This is a genomic window from Paenibacillus amylolyticus (assembly GCF_051136285.1).
Classification (GTDB): Bacteria; Bacillota; Bacilli; order Paenibacillales; family Paenibacillaceae; genus Paenibacillus; species Paenibacillus amylolyticus_F.
This window is the reverse complement of the sequence record NZ_CP194938.1, coordinates 5465784-5483440: the sequence shown is the minus strand read 5'-3', so window position 1 is coordinate 5483440 and position 17657 is coordinate 5465784. Positions and strand designations below refer to the sequence as shown.

Sequence of the window (17657 nt, the reverse complement as noted above, 5' to 3'; positions counted from 1 at the left end):
TGGCCACCCCCGTGCTATCCTTCGAGTAAAATTGACGAAACGGTTTCCGTTTCGAACGTAATTGTTTTACAATAGGGGAGATGTATACGTACAATATACGAAGCAGTATGATGAATCAACTAAATTTCAATATGAATTGAACACGAAAGGGTGCCACTATAATGATTATTAAACCAAGAACACGTGGTTTTATCTGTACAACTTCCCATCCTGTCGGCTGTGCGGCACAAGTCCGGGAGCAGATTGATTATGTAAAATCCCAACCCGCGATTCAAGGGCCTCGCAACGTGCTCGTCATTGGCGCATCTACAGGTTATGGACTGGCTTCGCGTGTTGTCTCTGCTTTTGGAGCTGGAGCAAACACTATCGGCATTTACCGTCCGTCCAGCTCAACCGAGAAACGGACAGCTTCCGCCGGCTGGTACAATTCGGCGGCATTCGAGAAGGCTGCTGATGAAGCAGGCCTGAAATCTTACAGTATTACCGGTGATGCTTTTGCCAATGAAACTCGTGAGAAGGCCGTTGAGCTGATTCGCAGCGAATTCGGTCAGGTGGATCTGGTCGTTTACAGCGTCGCTTCGGCACGTCGTATTGATCCGAATACAGGCGAGGTGCTCAATTCGGTACTGAAGCCGATTGCACAGCCGTATACGAACAAAACGGTCAATTTCCATACGGGCGAAATCACTTCAGTGACTCTTGAAACAGCTACAGAAGAAGAGATTCGTCAGACGGTTAACGTGATGGGCGGCGAAGACTGGGAACTGTGGATGGATGCTTTGCAACAAGGCGGCGTACTCGCAGACAATGCAACAACGATTGCCTTCTCTTACATCGGCCCTGAGCTGACACATGCGATCTATCGTGAAGGTTCCATCGGTCAGGCGAAGGATCATCTGGAGGCAACGGCGCGCAAAATGAATGAGCAACTGAGCGCAAAAGGCGGGCGTGCTTACGTTACCGTAGCCAAAGCACTCGTTACCCAATCCAGCTCTGCCATTCCAGTTGTGCCACTGTATATTTCTGCGTTGTATAAAGTGATGAAAGAAAAAGGACTGCATGAAGGATGCATCGAACAGCTGCAACGGCTGTTTGCGGATCGCCTGTATGCTGGTGGTGAAGTGCCAACAGACGAGCAAGGACGTATTCGGATCGATGATTGGGAGATGAGAGCAGACGTGCAGGAGGAAGTGGCAAAGATCTGGAACGAGCTGACCACCGAGAACATCTACGATTTGTCAGATCTTGAAGGTTACCGCCGCGAGTTCTTCCAACTGTTTGGTTTCGAAACCGATGGCGTTGATTATGAGGCCGATGTGGATCCCAACGTGGAAGTCCCCCACCTCGTTCAGTCACAAGTTTGATCTGTTATGCATTTAGGGAGGAGCTCCATTGCTTCTCCTTTTTTCCTGACATACTCCGCTCGAAGACAAAATAAAAAGAAGCACCACCATCCTGGATGATCTGCTTCTTGTGTTTGACCTTTTGCAATTTTTCCTGCTTGGTTGGTGTCAGGCGAACATGCTGCGATAATGCCCCATAATCTCCATTCACTCTTCGGCTTTGCTCGGAAGTCCATTGTCCTGACCGTGTTGCTTTACGTAATGCCTTCTGTGTCTGTGTACGTGCCATATTGATATACACTCCTTCATTAGATATACGTTCAATATATCATGTGTAACGATACAAGTGAAGGTGCAGCCAGCCCGAACTCATAGATACATCCGTATTTTTGAAAAACAACCCTCCAGCTCCGTGCTCCAAGCACGGCTCGTCTGACATCAAGTACGCTTGCGCCGAGACTGCCACGTCTCTATCGGTTCGTGGTCATGCTCTTCGATCAATTCCATCGCTTCGTCCAGCCTTCGCGACTTAAACAGCGCGATCAGATCGATCAAGTCCTCTCGATCCAGCAACTTCACCTCATTCACCGCAGCCAGCGTTCGGCATGCCTCTGTATATCGGGCAGATGTCAGTACAATGGATCGATCCGCCTCATAATATCGCATCGATGTATAGATCTCCTGCACCGCGCCAAGACCAACAGGATGATTCGCCCCGTATCGTTTGGCCTGTACCACACTGCGTCTTCCCAGTCTATCTACAAAAACGAGGTCTGCTCCAAAATCCCGGCTACTCGTCGTTTTGTGAACCTCGTCGTAACCAAGCTGCTCGAACAGATTGTAGAGATATAATTCAAACTCCGATCCATCCTCCATTTTATCGATATCCTTAATCGTAATTTTCTGAGGGTTCGCCTCGCTTCGTATCCGCTGTCCGCGATAAATGATCCGGCGAATAACCCAGGTTAGCAGCAATAACAGGACGATGCCTGTGATAACCCATAAGGTAATATTTTCACTCCAAATCATGTCTGCTCTCCTTGTCCTCATTGCTTCGTATATCTCGTGTCACAGCACTAAATATATCAAACTTCACTGCACATCTAAAGAAGATGAATTCCCTGTAACTGTTACATTTCTTTTAACATCGAATTATCACATTTGATGTGTAAAAAGGTTACAGTGTGTTCGGTTGAATTCCACTAGAAATCAATGGTAGAATTCTACAATCGGTGTTATTTTGACCGAAAACGAAAGGTGGTTTATTACTTGCATACCTATACCAACCCTAAACGCAAGTCTACTACATGGGCCGTTCTTCTGCTTAGCGGCATGCTTTTCTTAAACCTGAATACAACAACAGGATCCGCGGCGGCAGCCACTGAATCCTTGCCTAAACCGGCATGGACTTCTTCTTCCCTCATGTTAAATGAGGCCAATACGGAGAAGGATGTCATGATCAAGGACATTTACGCTGTACCTTCCAAAAATCTGGTGTATGTGCATTCTTCCCAACCCGTAACGAAAACGAGCAGTAAAACAACACTCGACTGGCAGCTTGATTCGTTACAAGCGCTGGATGCCAAGACAGGCCAGTTGAAGTGGAGCACTATTTTTCATGAGAAAAGCGGCCCTTATACGACCTATTCTAATTCATTATATACAAGCAATGGTACGGCTTACGTGTATATGGAATATTCGGATAAAAGCAAGAAATTATATTCTTTTAACACTTCCGGCAAAACTAACTGGGTGAAAAACGTGAATGCGTCTGCAACCGTCTCGCTTATGGATAATGAAAATGTGCTAGTTGCTACGAGTCAGGGTGTACAAGCGAATGGCTCCGTGCGTTCAAAACTCTCGATCTATGACAAAAAAGGCAAGTTGCTGACCGAGAAAACAATCAACGGCTCTGTGCTTCAGGCAGGACATGGACGGATCGTTGTGGATGCGAGCAAACAGGTGAAGTCAGGAAACTTCTGGCAGCCAGCAGCGAATCCCAAGATTGAAATCTATGATTCTTCGTTAACCCGCCTGTCCTTCTATCAATTCCCGGCAGATGCCAACACACAAGGAGATGGTGGCGGAGAAGCTCTGGCGATTCTGGACGATGGTTCCGTTCTGATGCGTGCTAACTTTGAATCCACTGGCAATCGTCTGATGGGATTTGGTTCGGATGGCAAACTTGCATGGGGTCGCACAATCGCGGGTGATGCTTACATTCAGACGATAGGTAACGGATATACTGTTCTAACTGGGCCGAAGCTAGAGCTATACACGATGAAAGGCAAAGTAACGGAGCGTTTGTTCCAGGATACGCAGCCTGTGCTCATGCATGTTGATCGGACACAGGATGGGCAATATCAGCTTGATTTTACCAAAACGGGTTATATCCTTGATCCGCAGACATTGGAAGACGTACATGTGTATACGGTTAGCGCTGCCGTTCCTTCATTAGACCGTATCTCGACCTATATGAACGATGTCATCTATTCCATGAAGGGTGAAGCCCTTTCGAAGTACGTACTCAAGTCGTCGTCAGCTAAATAATTGCTGTCACCAACACCTGACATAGCTTTAGTATTTAATAAATAAGAAGCCGGAAAAGCTCTCTCGGGGCTCCTCCGGCTTGTCTTATTTCCAATTCATATGAATAAAATCGTCTCTTCCGGACATCGCCCGATCTTCCTTATAATGTTTCTCGTTTTTCTTGTGGTAATCCTGGTGATAGTCCTCTGCAGGGTAAAAGGTTACCGCATCCCGTATTTCAGTCACGATTGGTTGATTGAAACGGCCGCTGGCCGCCAGCTCCTGCTTGGATTGCTCGGCAAGCTGCCGCTGGCCTTCATTGTGAACAAAGATCGCAGTGCGATACTGTGATCCCCGATCCTGAAACTGTCCACCGTCATCCGTCGGATCGATCTGAGGCCAGTACAGTTCTAATAAGCGCTCATAAGGAAATACATCCGGTTCAAATGTAATCTCCACCACTTCCACATGACCTGTTTCCCCTGTCTTGACCTGTTCATATGTTGGATTCTCGACATGACCGCCTGTATACCCTGATACGATACCATGGATGCCTGGTTGTTCCTCAAACGGGGTAACCATACACCAGAAACATCCGCCGGCAAACGTTGCTTTTTCCATTCCCTTCAGCTCCTCTGGTTCAAAACAATATCATGAAAGCAATTAGCTCAGACACGCATTCATTCCTTTATTGTAAAACAACAAGAGGTTGATGGAAAGCCACCGCAATGGCTCTTCATCAACCTCTTCATTTAGCTTCACTTGGAAGCACTTATTTTAGATGTTTCAAAAGGTTAACCTAAGCAACTGTTGTTCATAAGGAAAACTTCGCTCGGCTTATATTACCCGCGGCTTCGTCCCATCGAACGGAAGATCAAGCTGACAATCGCTACAAGCACAATCGCACCAATCAATGCCGGTACAATGTGGAATCCGCCCATTTCAGGACCCATATCTCCAAGAATGACTCCGCCTAACCATCCGCCGATAAAACCAGCAACGATATTACCAATAATACCGCCCGGGATGTCACGACCAACAATCAGACCTGCGAGCCAACCAATGATACCACCGATAATTAATGACCATAACCAACCCATATCATTCACCTCTAATTTAAAGTTTTTGTTGCGTCTGACTACTATTAACCGCTCCGAAGACATTTAAACAATTGGCATAAAAATTGTTGCATATTACCTTTTGTCCAGAATGCTTTCTTCTCTGCTACACAGGCGTTTCGTGAGGGCATGACAACAGGCCGCGTCAGTTTCCGGCATCTCATCAGCACATGGCTGCGATATGTACCTCCCGAAAATCATTGTATGTTACCAGAGACAAGGTTAGTATACCCAGTGAAGGTGAATTTATATTTATGGCAGATGCATTAATACTGCAAACTCAGCATTTATAGACTCAGTATTTATATCAGAGTGAAATCAGTGTATTAAATCAATAAAATCCGGCTCTTCCCTTGCCCGGCTGTGCAAGCCAATTATGTTTGTGGCTTTTGTCCAGCTCTCCTCGCATAGACTGAATGACTTGAACAATATCTGTTCGACCATTTTGATGCCACTCCAGCGCAGCACTGACATACAATTCGCCGAGTTGTGCAAGCGAGAATGTATCAGTCAGACGAGCAGCCTCTATCGTTCCTTCTTCACCTGCAAAAACGCCAAACCCACGCTGACGCAAATATTGCAGGCGCAACTCTTCATCGGGCAGTGGAATCTCATACGCCCGGTCGAATCGTCCCGCACGGTTCATCAGACCCGGATCAATTTTCTCGGGATAGTTAGTGGTTCCGATCAAGAAAATACCTTCTTTGGACGTCGCACCATCGAGCGTGTTCAGGAAAAAGGAGCGAACTTCATCTGGCATCGAGTCGATATCTTCGATGATCAACACCATCGGTGCCAACCGTTTGGCAGCATCAAACACTTCACGCACCGACTCACTGTTGGTGTATTCGGTAATTTGCCAGTACGCTGCTGGGCCAGGAATACTGCCTGCTATCGATTTTACCAATGTTGTTTTTCCGTTTCCCGGATGTCCATAGAGCAGAATTCCACGTTTGTAAGGGATATCATAATCCCGGTAAAAGGAACGATCCGCTTCAAAGAACTGGTCCAGCGAACGGAAAATGTCCTGCTTGATCTGTGCAGAGAGAACCACATCTTCTCTGCTCACGGAACGTGTTATCGACTCCACATGACGATCACTGCCGTTGCGGGCATCCGTGTAAACCGTTACTTTTTTCATGTTTTGCTGACGCTCGCGTTCCCGGACACTTCCCAGAAACTGCTTCATCTCTTCATCCCCTACTGCAAACACAAAGTCCTCACTGTAGATCCCGTTCTCCCGAAAAAAAGGTACCCGCACCAGGGCTACGCCCCATTTTGGGTAAGCAAATACGTTGTTGCGGATGGAATAATGCACACCATATGTAGGCACATCTCCATCATCATCATAATGCAGGGTCTGCAGTTCAAGATCCTCAAATATACGGGCTACAAGCTCAACCTCGTCACTGCCATTTTGCAAATCTTCCCGTAACAGTTCCCAATATTCGTTGTTTGGATCAGAGCTTGAATATAACTTATATTGCACGCCGTACCGTTGCAGGAGCGCCTCTCCAATCCCGCGAATCAGTCTGGAATAAACCGCATACCCTTCTACCCGAATTCTCGTGTCATGTTGTTCATCATAGGCGTAGATTGCCTGCATTGGACTCATCTGTTTTTCGTTATCGTTCATCATTTCGCTCCCTTTACCGCAGCAAGCGGTTTACATTTGGCTACCACTTGGGCCAGTCCGGCACCGGTAACACTATCTATAATTTCATCGACGTTTTTGTACGCCTGAGGTGATTCATCAATAATGGATTCCAGGGACTGCTGATTCACCACAATCTCATCCGCCGTTCCCACACCCAGTGCGGCAGCAAAATCTTCAACGGTCACCAAACGTTTCGTTGCTGTACGTGATCGTACTCGACCTGCACCATGACAAATGGAGTAATAGTTGTCTGCTCCTTCAGGTTGACCGACCATGATATATGAAGCCGTACCCATCGAACCAGGAATCAGTGCAGGATGGCCTGTAGCCATGTAAGGTTTTGGATTATCCTGGTGACCCGCAGGCAATGCCCGGGTTGCTCCTTTCCGGTGTACAAACACAGAACCCCGCTCTGCATGAGATTCCTCCCAAGCGTAATTGTGCATCAGGTCATACAGAGTACGGAATTCACATTTTGGCCCAAATACATCCTGGAATGCCTCTCGAATCGCATAGGCGATGAGGTGGCGATTCACTACGGCATAGTTCAAAGCAGAGTACATCATGTTAACGTAATGACGACCTTCCGCATGTTCCAGCGGGGCAAATACCAATCGGGGATCGGAAGTGCCGAGCCCGAGCCGCTGCATGACTTTGGCAATGGCAGCCGAACTTGTCTGGCTCACATGCCCGCCCCATGCCCTTGAACCGGAATGGATCATCACGGCAATCTGTCCATCGTAAAGCCCCCAAGCCTCGGCCACTTCACGATTCTCTTCTGCAATCTCAATGGACTGGATCTCGGCAAAGTGATTCCCGCCACCCAGTGTGCCAAGCTGACGATGCGAACGATGCCAGGTCATATCGGGGACAAGGTTTAAAACATTCTCGTCATACGTAAACTTACTGCTCTCCACATGAGTCAGTGAAGTGGATTTTTTCGGTGTGTAGCTGTCGGGGATATATTTCTTCGGTAATCCATGCAGCCCTTTGCGTACAATGTGCTCTAATCTTATATCAGAGAAATGCCCCCGCTGGCTGGCCTCCATTGGAAGCACCTTTTCAATCGCTTTAACCAATTTACGACGCAGCTTTACTTCCTTCAGATCATCCTTATGCAGATTGGTCAGATGTACCCGCATACCACAGCCGATATCACTCCCCACAATGGAAGGTGATACATATCCGCCCTGTGCCTCCCATACCGCCGTCGTTCCAATACAAGTTCCTACTCCCACATGTACGTCCGGGGTATACCCCATATAAGAAATGTCCGGGATTTGCAAATTGTTGTTAGCCATCTCAAATACTTTGTAATCCAGAGAAGAAAATAGTTGCTGTGCTGCATATACGGTAAGTTCTCCCGCTGGTAATTTAACTTGATGGCGATACCCCCCGATCATTTCGTTCAAGCTCTCAAAACCATTCCATTTGTTATTCATATATAAGTGTAGTTCCTTCCTAGTCGTTCAGCAAATTCGGTTTGCTGCTTGTTGTTTTATCAAAACATAAAAAGCCATGGACTCATCGCCCATGGCTTCTACTACATGACAATAACGGATAACAACACAAACGGAATTTGTGTATGTCATCCATCGCTTGATATCGCGAAGAACGCATATTACTTATAGACATCACATGTTACGCTCAGTTGTGATCTACAAACAATATGCCCGTTCTCTTATGTCGACCGTATGAGGCCAAAAAGACGATGAGCCGGATATACAATTGTGTCAATGCTTCTGTGTCTTAGATTCAATTCATAACCTAACGTCATGTCTCTCGGCCTCCCTTCTTACTTGATATGTATATATTAAGGCTACATCTTTTATGATGTCAACCCTTTTCTTGGAAATTAAAGAAGACAAACGTTATAACGGATTAGACAAAACAGGAGGTTGTCCGGGGACAACCTCCTGTTTTGTCTACTTTTTAACGGTTATTCACTGCTGTATCTTGTCATGTTACATGACAGCATTCTAATCTTTGAATCCTTAGTGCTTAGCCTGCTCTTGCAGTTCTTCCACAGGATTCTCATCTTCCTTTTCAGGCACTTTGGATGAAAGGAACCATCCACATAGAGCAATCGTGATTAACACAATATAGAAACCAAATTTCCATATTTTATTTTCCGGGAAATGCTCATCCAGAACAGCCAATGAAGGGTGCGCAAGCGTGATTACGGACAATTTAACCCCTACCCAACCTACAATCACAAAAGCAGCAACTTCAAGACCCGGACGGGAATGAAGTAATTTCACGAAAAATGATGCTGCGAAACGCATGATGACAAGCCCGATAAAACCGCCGAGGAAAATGACAATGAACTGTCCACCATCCAGGCCGCCAATTGGCGGCAAGCCGCTTGGAGGCAAAGCAACCGCCAGGGCAACCGCTGCTAATATCGAGTCTACTGCAAAAGCAATATCCGCGACTTCAACCTTAAATACGGTCATCCAGAAACCGGATTGTTTCTTCGGTTTTTTGGGAGCATCGTCAGCTGCTTCATCTGTTTTATTTCGGCCACTCAACACTTTTTTGACGATATGGTTTATCGAGATGTACAGAAGATACAGTGCTCCGATCGCTTGAACCTGCCACACATCCACGAGAAATGAGATCAGGAACAACGACCCGAGACGGAAAATAAATGCACCCATCAGACCATAAAACAAAGCTTTTTTACGCTTTTCCTCAGGTAAATGTTTAACCATAATTGCGAGTACCAGTGCATTATCTGCTGCCAGTAATCCTTCAAGGACAACCAAGACTAAAAGCACCCACCCATATTCTAATAATAGTGCTGGTTCCAACATTAACTCCTCCTTAATATGCTTATGATGTACAAAAAAAAGGATCTTTACCATTACTGGTAAAGATCCTTTTTTAACCACAAAAAGAAACCTTTACCGAGCATGAATACTTGGTAAAGGTCTCGCTAACAACAAATTGCTGCCAATAAAGCCGGGGATGAAATCCCGAATTGACGACTTTACTGTAAAAGCTACTCCCCTTTAACAGGAATATGTAGTTTTAGTTGATACCGATGAATAACCTGTATACATCATATTTCATACCATAAAATAAAGTCAAGCTTTATTTACGGATTCACGGGCTATTTTTCGAAATACAAAAAAATCGTAAATCATATTGCCCAGCGGTATAAAAGAAATGAAGAACAGCGCAATGGGACGGCGCAGACGCCACTTCTGAACCGTATATAAAGACACCATAAACAAAAGGTACATCAGGAATAGAAAACCATACAGGTTGCCAAACCAAGTAACCGCCTGAGGCATAACACCCGCATCCCGAAGGGGAAAGGCTACGAACAACAACAATACATATGAAATCCCTTGTAACCATAACATTAGCCGGAAACGACCCAGCATTGAACGTAACATCATCTTCCTCCTGTTTCTATGCAATAACCGCTTGTTGTATCCTGTACAGTATATCACAAAAGCAGTCTCGATCCTCATGCAGTCCGGCAGTAGAATAATTCCATGAACCATCTGATGAACCAATATATACGTCTCACAGGAGCCAAAACTCCTTCTCTAACATACAATGCTTGAAATGGGGCGTTACTGATGTCGGACAAGGAGGAGCGGATTCATGAAAATTGCCCTGGTTGCACCAGAAAAATTGCCTCTGCCCGGCAATGGTTCAGTGGAAATCTGTATATTAGGTATTGCACACGAACTTGCCCGCCGTCATCAGGTAACCATTATAAGTCGTGCAGTACATGGTTTACCAGTGCTTGAACAGATTGACCGTATTACAATTCAGCGAATCCCCGCATCAAGTGTTGCAGGCTACACAGGTGAAGCTATTCGTTTGCTACGGACACTTGATGTTGATGTCATTCAAGTGGATAACAGACCTTACAGCATGGCGATTATTAAACAAGCCTTTCCTCAAACACCTGTTGTCCTTTACCTCCACTCACTCACCTTCGCTCAGCCCGGCCCCCGGAAGCTGGCTATGCTAAAAAAGGCGGATTGTATCGCTGTGAACAGTCAATCGTTAAAACACAGACTCAGCCGCCGTTTTCCTGCCGTGAAGAAACGGTTGAACGTTGTACCACTAGGTACTGATCTTGAACGATTCCGGCCGCTCTCCAGCAGTGAGGAGCGGCTTCACTTGCGTAAAAGGTTTGGAATCACTGAAGGTTTCACTGTCCTGTATACAGGCAGAGTCATTCCTGGCAAAGGAGTAGATGTTCTCATTCGCGCTGTTGCTCTCGTACAGAAGCAGGTACCTGTTCAGCTGGTTATTGCAGGCAAGGGCCCTTCACGATATGTGCGCTCACTACGTAAACTGACACAGAAACATAACGTATATGCTGCCTTTCTGGGGCAGATGAATCATGAGCAGATCGATCAGCTCTATCGAAGTGTCGACTGCCTGGTCTGCCCTTCACAGAACCATGAGGCGTTTGGCCTGGTGAATGTAGAGGCTATGGCTTCCGGCATTCCTGTAATCGCTTCGGATAATGGTGGTATTCGCGAGATTATCCATTCGGAAATGAACGGATACTTGATATCCGAATACAAGCAGCCTCAGCAGTTTGCTTCATCCTTGTATCGGCTGGCTACCTGCCCAGATCTTGTGCAATCCATGGGAAAAAGTGGCCGTGAAACTGCGAGTGCGCAATTCAGCTGGGCAAGAACCGCCTTGTATTTAGAGGCTGCGTATACAAGGCTCATCCGTCCATGAGCCTTTTTTTTCCTGATCAGGCTTTCTCACGGAACTGCCATTCCGCAATAATAGAGTCCATCTGTGATACAGGAACATGCGTTATTTCAATCAGTTCAACAATGACCGTATCCTTCATCATAAATCTCACTTTGGCACAGGTTTGTTGATAGAAAGCATCATAGAAACCTGCTCCGGTCCAACAGCCATGGGGAACCTTCCCGGCCTCGTTTACGATATAACCCACCTCACCTATTGGGGGTATAACCACTTTAATAGCTTGATGATCCAAGCGATTATCCGGGTCTTTTACAAGATACAGTGTATCCCCCACATGTAGAGCCTGTGCTCCGTGATAGTTTTCCAAGCCCATCATTGCGGCAAAAATTTTGATACTCATACCTATACTCCTTTTCCAAACCATATTTCTTGATGTATGGCTATAAAGCCTTTTCATCTTCATAGTGCTCCAGCCATGTTAAAAGTTGTTTACGTATCTCTCTCCGGTACTCACGAGGCTCAAGCACCTCAGCTTCAGGACCGAACTGGTACAACCATTGTAAAAATTCACGGCTGCTATTCAAGGTTACCTCAAATAACAATCCACCATCCGCAAGATCTGTCATGCGTGGACGAACAAACATCTCTTCTTCCTTTATGTAGGGGGCAACTTTTTCAGAAAATCTCACCTTAAAATGAATATGTTCGTCCCCTCGGACAACAGACCATGTATTTTTCATATATTGGGTTATATTGAAGTCACCCATATCAAATACAGTATTAGTACGTATAACATCCAGAAAACGGCTGATGCGAAACAAGCGAACTCTCTGCTGTAGATGACAGTACCCTATCAGATAAAAACGTTGGTCACGGGGTACGAGATAATAAGGGTCTATATGCCGAACCGTAATTTCGTTATCGGTGAGCGTATGATAATGAGCCTGGATCGTCTGTCCATCTAAAATCGCTTCGATAATGGGAATTAACAAGTTGGGGTCTTTTCCCTCTTCACGGTAAGCAGGTATCCCCATCCGAATAATGCCTGCAATATTTTCCACAATTTCACTGTTCCTTGTTTTTAATTTGGTATGTGCCGATATGACCTTATCAAAAGCTGAATCGAATTCAACAGGTAATTTCGATGTATCAACTAAGGCCGGAAGCATACAGAAGAGCATGGCCTCCTGTTCGGTAAAATCTAAAGGATACATGGCAAACTCACCAATAAATCGATAACCTTTTCCATATCCTTCGTTCATAATGGGAGCAACCCTGTCCAAAATCCGGAGATCGCGATAAATTGTGCGCACCGTTGTACCACATTTCAGCGCCAATTCTTTCGCTGAGATTCCGGGATTAGCTTGTATAGCCTGAAGTATACGCAGCAGACGAATTAATTTCTCTGTCATGTAGTTTCTCCCCTTCGATATTTTATCGGCAAGGAAAACTAGTTCCTTTAGTTCATAACTAAATCTTTAGTCCCAAATTATATTTCGCAATTTCACCTTTTATTTATAGTCCAATTGAACTTTTCCCCTCTCTAAATATACCTTTTCTTACTTGCTTGCGTAAATTAATAACCCAAATTCTGATTTTCCTAAGCCTGAAAGCCTATACAAATACCTAAAATAATTACAAAAAAAGCCCTGCTCTTCAAAAGAGACAAGGCTCACAACGTCTATTCAACTTATTAAACTCTTACGTGTTTATTCGTGCATCATTATTAATTTGTTCAGCGCATGAACCATATGATCACATAATGCCGGAATATCGTGCATCTGCTCCTCATTCACGTGCCGCTCAAAATAAACGCTGGCGGAAACGTTGAATGATATCGGGTTTTCTCCAAAAATATAGTGGATATATTGCACTACCCGCTGATCAGGCCAATTTTCCTGCATCATCTGCTGGATGTCGAGACAACGTGAGTCCGGTTCCTTCGTCACCAATCCAAAACGAAGTTCCAATGCGCAGCCCGGATGGCTGTCTGGCATCTCCAGAATCTCTGCCGCAATTGCTTCCAGCGAGCTTTTCAGCACCACTTCAGCAGTTATGGCAGCATGATCTCTCAGGCAGAACCGTAAGGTGAATTCACGGGACATGCTTGCCATTTCTAATTGATCCCGGCGATGGGTAATGTGAATACTCTCATCCAGATTGTCCAGGTCATATAGATAATTCTCGAAGGCTACTTTTAAATTATCGTACACAGTAGGGTCAAACATATCGCAAACCTGCTTTCTTTTCTTTTTCATCTATCTCCACGTTGTACCACAAATACGACCTTGAATCCAATGAACCATACATTTTCGAGTATTCATATGTAACCATGAGCTAATCAGTACGTTTTCCAGCTAACTTCATCTTCATTATCGGAAAAAGCTCAGTCCACAAGGAGTGGACTGAGCTTGGACATGCTTTGTAAGGAATCTTCTGGATTCCAGCGTTCGCCTATTCTTCTGCAGATTGACCGTCTGCTGCTTCCGGTGCTGCATCATCAGCAGAAGCACTTGGTTCCTCTTCAACAGCCTGCGGTGGCATTACCGAAGCAACGATGGAGTCTGGTGACGTAACCAGTGTCAAACCTTTATCCAGTTTAATGTCACCTGCCGTCAAGCGATCGCCGATTTCCAGAGCGCTGACGTCAACCGCAATTGATGTTGGCAGATCTGCCGGCAAACCTTCAACTTCCAGTTGCGTTTCCTGTGTCTGGAATACACCGCCGGCTTTGGAACCCGCAGCAGTACCTTGGAAATCAATCGATACGCTAACACTGATGGGTTTGTTTTTTGAAATCTGCAAAAAGTCTACGTGTAACAAACGTCCATTACGTTCCTGCTGATCCTTGATCAGCACAGGCACGGTTTTGCCACCCTCCACATTAAGATTAAACATCTCGGAGCGGCCTGTACGAGCTACTTTCAGCATTTCTTTTTCATCCACATGTATGGCGGCACCTTCTTGTCCCGGTCCGTATACTACAGCAGGAACTCGTCCACCTTGTCTTAACAGGCGCAGTGCTGCACCTTTCTTTTCCGTTCTTGGCGTTGCTGTAAGTTGAGCCATTTTTCCGTTGGATTTCATGATTGAACATCCTCCTTCAAGGGATCCCTACTTTGAATTTGTTGGCAAGCTCTGCGGCTTCTCTCGTAGACCGAAACGGTCTTTTTTCTGAGACCATATGTTGGGCCATATCTATATTTACCCCAATGATCCAGTTTCTAAAACATAAACATGGATATTTATAACCTTTTTTTGTCATTCCATCTGATTCAGGGCACACCAAAACAGCCGGAATTCCTTCCGGCTGTAAGAGTGGTGGTGCTATCAAATGTTAAGCTTAATTCCCTGTCATAAGCGTACGGAACATCATGTTCTAAGCACTGTTCAGATCATCCGTTTCACGATTTTCTCGTACTATCTGCATCGTATCTGACCCACTTTGCACGATAATCTGTACGTCACTATCTTCAGGTATGATATCCACATAGCGATCTCCGCAAGTATCCTTGGCCTCCCACTCGTGCAACCTGATGATAAAACCGAGATGATGCAAACCCGGAGCAACGCGGAACCGAGCTTCTGCAAAATTGCCTACCCGCTCCAAGCGAACGGCTCCGTCCTCCATACCGGTTCCCCACACCCATACATCCCAGCCATCGTAGCAGTGATCCGTTCGCTCGTAACGGATCGTCACGGTTCGTGACATATGTCTATGAACGGTGATTGCATAAGTTGCCCGAATGTTACCCACTTCAGCGATAATTAGCGATTTACCCGTTGTTAATGCCCTTACAATACCAGCTTGACTTACGACCGCTATATCTGAATGCAAAGAATTCCAGCGGATATGGGCATCTGTAAGCGGCTGCCCGTATTGATCCAGCACAAGCGCACGAAAACGACTAATTCGAGTGGTATACAGCACAGGCTCCCCTACGATTTCGATTCGCTCAGCATACCGGACGTCTACCTGAACGTTACACGACGTTGTAAGTGAACCGACACTTGCCGTGATCGTAACTTCCCCTCGGTTCAACGTGTGGATGGTACCATCTTCTTCTATAGCAACAATATCTGGATTGGATGATCTCCACACCACTGGTATATTTTCCAGAACATTGCCGATATGATCCCTCACCGTAACTCGCAGCAGAGAAGTCTCCTGCGGAGCGAATACCCGGCGCGGAAGAGCGATCTCCAGCAAAGCAGGATCGGTCTCAACAGCACGCTCCATATCATATAAAACCATAAGCGACCAACGTTCCACCTGAACCTCTCCGGTTACGGTCTCAACCACGTCTGTTCCAGCCGAATGATGATTTACGACAACCTTCCATTCACCCTCATCCAAGTGTATGGACCGGGATTCATCCGAGCCGTTATAGATAACGATAATTCGATTCCAGGAATCCCCATTCGCCCCATGCTCCAGCATATAAGCGACGACATTTCCGTCCATCCGAATGAAGCGAAGATGTCTGCGAACCTGTTCCGCCTCCGTCATGCGAAACGCTGGATGGGTACGCCGCAAGTGGATCAGTCCGCGATAATAGTCGAATACAGGTCTGAAACGGGCTTTATTTGCCCAAGTGATCGTATTTACCGCATCACCGCTTCGATAACTGTTATGATCCCCAGTCTTGGATCTTAACATCTCATCCCCGGCATGCAGAAATGGTATCCCTTGTGAAGTGAGTAGTATGCCCGATGACAGCAGCGAGCGGCGAACCAATTCATTATGCATCACATGCGTTTCATCTACATATCGATATGGATTTGCGGCTTTAACCGCAGACTCGGCACTACCACCCTCCACGGGCTGTCCGTCTTTCCATACGGGAAAGCCCAGATCATGGCGAAGATGGAGGGATGTTGCGATTTTGTCCCACAGATTGAGATTATCATGAGCTGTAACATAATTAACGGTTTCTGCCGGGGAAGAGGCGAAGTCATCCAGCGCTCCCGCTACCCCTTTGCCAATTTCATACTCTTGACCTTCGGCACCCGTGATGAATCCTCTGCTGCTGCCGTCACTGTCCCCTTTAATGGCACTGCGAAAATGGTCATTGAATACCGCAAATCCCTTGTCCCTCTGCGTTCCTTTGAGTGTTTGACGATCCAGCGGCGAGTTGCCTCCCATCCACGGCTCTCCATAGATCAGAAAGGCAGGATCAATCTGCTCTCTTAACTCACGGGTGAGTTCACTCATGGTGTCCTGATCGATCAATGCCATCAGATCAAACCGGAATCCATCGATATGATATTCCTCAGCCCAAAAGCGCAAGGAATCCAGAATATATTTTCGTACCATGGGGCGCTCTGTTGCCAATTCATTGCCTACACCCGAACCATTGCTGAGGGTACCATCCTCATAATAACGGTAAAAATAACCTGGAACGATCCGTTCAAAAGGGCCTTTTTCCACGCTGTAGGTATGGTTGTAGACGACATCAAGGACAACACGGATGCCTTGTCTGTGCAGTGACTGGATCATCGATTTGAATTCACGGATGCGAACAGCAGGATCCCGCGGATTCGTCGCATAAGAACCTTCCGGAACATTGTAATGCTGCGGATCATAGCCCCAGTTGTATGGTGTTTTGACCGTCGAATCTGCATTCGAAGTTGTCAGTTCGTTCACCGTCTGAAAATCGGCTACAGGAAGCAAATGTACATGGGTAATCCCGAGTTCAGCTAAATGATCGATGCCGATTCGGTTGCCCGCCCCATCCGTAAGTCCAGTAGCTGTAAAAGCCAGATATTTGCCTTTGTACGGCAGTTCAGCCTGCGGATCAGAAGAGAAATCTCGTACATGAAGTTCATAGATGATCGCATCAACCGGATGTACAAAAGAGGGCTTCACATCCTGATCCCAACCCTCTGGATCGGTTGTCTCCAGGTCAATGATCGCCGTCCGTTGCCCATTGGCTGTAACTGCTTTGGCATAAGGGTCTCCTGCGACTTCTACCCGCTGATCCTCATGAACGATGTGATACATATAAAAGTGTCCTGCCCAGTCACCCGAAAGCGTAAGTTGCCAGATACCTTCTGTATCTCGTGTCATCGCATACGCCTGACCATCCTCATGATTGGTTACATTGCCAAGAGCATTATACTCTCCCTCATTTTCGAAAATGAGTATATTCACCAGCTGTGCTGTAGGTGCCCATACTTTAAACGTACTTGCAGCACAAGTATAAGTTAAGCCAAGATCGTTGCCTTCATAACAAAAAGAAGTCCATTCGGGCATCGTCCCACCGCCTTTATATCCTTTAAATTCGTATTGTCCCGATGTTACGAAGC

At 46.1% G+C, this 17657-nt stretch carries 16 protein-coding genes; 3 read left to right on the top strand and 13 right to left on the bottom strand.

Features of this window, described 5'->3' with window-relative positions:
- Positions 1–161 precede the first annotated feature (161 nt).
- Complete coding sequence (fabV, locus tag ACR8BL_RS23845) at positions 162–1364, top strand: enoyl-ACP reductase FabV (RefSeq protein ID WP_434749830.1); 1203 nt, start codon at positions 162–164, stop codon at positions 1362–1364.
- Between the two features lie 4 nt (positions 1365–1368).
- Here fabV and ACR8BL_RS23840 read toward each other — a convergent pair whose 3' ends face one another.
- Together ACR8BL_RS23840 and ACR8BL_RS23835 are read right to left on the bottom strand one after the other, a co-directional pair.
- Positions 1369–1632 carry a hypothetical protein gene (locus ACR8BL_RS23840; protein ID WP_434749829.1) on the bottom strand — a complete coding sequence of 88 codons (264 nt, stop codon included), beginning with the start codon at positions 1630–1632 and terminating at the stop codon, positions 1369–1371.
- A gap of 149 nt (positions 1633–1781) precedes the next feature.
- The gene (locus tag ACR8BL_RS23835; RefSeq protein WP_434749828.1) at positions 1782–2372 is read right to left on the bottom strand and encodes a restriction endonuclease; all 591 of its coding nucleotides are present in this window, start codon (positions 2370–2372) and stop codon (positions 1782–1784) included.
- Positions 2373–2612: 240 nt separating this feature from the next.
- Between ACR8BL_RS23835 and ACR8BL_RS23830 the strand changes: the two genes are divergently transcribed.
- Positions 2613–3893: a PQQ-binding-like beta-propeller repeat protein gene (locus tag ACR8BL_RS23830; RefSeq protein WP_434749827.1), complete on the top strand. Its 1281-nt coding sequence runs from the start codon at positions 2613–2615 to the stop codon at positions 3891–3893.
- Positions 3894–3977: 84 nt separating this feature from the next.
- Here the strand turns inward: ACR8BL_RS23830 and msrA are convergent, their stop codons facing one another.
- From msrA to ACR8BL_RS23800, 6 genes are all read right to left on the bottom strand, one after another.
- A complete protein-coding gene (gene msrA, locus ACR8BL_RS23825) occupies positions 3978–4493 on the bottom strand; it encodes a peptide-methionine (S)-S-oxide reductase MsrA (RefSeq protein ID WP_434749826.1) in 516 nt (171 codons plus the stop codon).
- Positions 4494–4714: 221 nt separating this feature from the next.
- Positions 4715–4972: a GlsB/YeaQ/YmgE family stress response membrane protein gene (locus ACR8BL_RS23820; RefSeq protein ID WP_090915436.1), complete on the bottom strand. Its 258-nt coding sequence runs from the start codon at positions 4970–4972 to the stop codon at positions 4715–4717.
- Positions 4973–5321: 349 nt separating this feature from the next.
- Positions 5322–6605, bottom strand: a complete 1284-nt coding sequence (locus tag ACR8BL_RS23815) for an AAA family ATPase (RefSeq protein ID WP_434749825.1) — start codon at positions 6603–6605, stop codon at positions 5322–5324.
- 20 nt (positions 6606–6625) lie between these two features.
- On the bottom strand, positions 6626–8089 hold the full coding sequence (locus ACR8BL_RS23810; protein ID WP_434749824.1) for an RtcB family protein: 1464 nt from the start codon (positions 8087–8089) through the stop codon (positions 6626–6628).
- Positions 8090–8641: 552 nt separating this feature from the next.
- Entirely contained in the window at positions 8642–9463 is an 822-nt protein-coding gene (locus ACR8BL_RS23805; RefSeq protein ID WP_434749823.1) for a TerC family protein, read from the bottom strand.
- Between the two features lie 273 nt (positions 9464–9736).
- Complete coding sequence (locus ACR8BL_RS23800) at positions 9737–10054, bottom strand: DUF3817 domain-containing protein (RefSeq protein ID WP_434749822.1); 318 nt, start codon at positions 10052–10054, stop codon at positions 9737–9739.
- A 211-nt stretch (positions 10055–10265) separates the two neighbouring features.
- Between ACR8BL_RS23800 and ACR8BL_RS23795 the strand changes: the two genes are divergently transcribed.
- Positions 10266–11369, top strand: a complete 1104-nt coding sequence (locus tag ACR8BL_RS23795; RefSeq protein ID WP_434749821.1) for a glycosyltransferase family 4 protein — start codon at positions 10266–10268, stop codon at positions 11367–11369.
- A 16-nt stretch (positions 11370–11385) separates the two neighbouring features.
- On the opposite strand, the gene ACR8BL_RS23790 is transcribed toward ACR8BL_RS23795, so the two are convergent.
- From ACR8BL_RS23790 to pulA, 5 genes are all read right to left on the bottom strand, one after another.
- Entirely contained in the window at positions 11386–11748 is a 363-nt protein-coding gene (locus ACR8BL_RS23790) for an HIRAN domain-containing protein (RefSeq protein WP_434749820.1), read from the bottom strand.
- Positions 11749–11788: 40 nt separating this feature from the next.
- On the bottom strand, positions 11789–12760 hold the full coding sequence (locus tag ACR8BL_RS23785) for a helix-turn-helix transcriptional regulator (RefSeq protein WP_434749819.1): 972 nt from the start codon (positions 12758–12760) through the stop codon (positions 11789–11791).
- A 297-nt stretch (positions 12761–13057) separates the two neighbouring features.
- Entirely contained in the window at positions 13058–13606 is a 549-nt protein-coding gene (locus ACR8BL_RS23780) for a hypothetical protein (RefSeq protein WP_434749818.1), read from the bottom strand.
- Between the two features lie 196 nt (positions 13607–13802).
- Positions 13803–14435: a 50S ribosomal protein L25 gene (locus tag ACR8BL_RS23775; protein WP_434749817.1), complete on the bottom strand. Its 633-nt coding sequence runs from the start codon at positions 14433–14435 to the stop codon at positions 13803–13805.
- 292 nt (positions 14436–14727) lie between these two features.
- Complete coding sequence (gene pulA / locus ACR8BL_RS23770) at positions 14728–17604, bottom strand: type I pullulanase (RefSeq protein WP_434756456.1); 2877 nt, start codon at positions 17602–17604, stop codon at positions 14728–14730.
- Positions 17605–17657 lie beyond the last annotated feature (53 nt).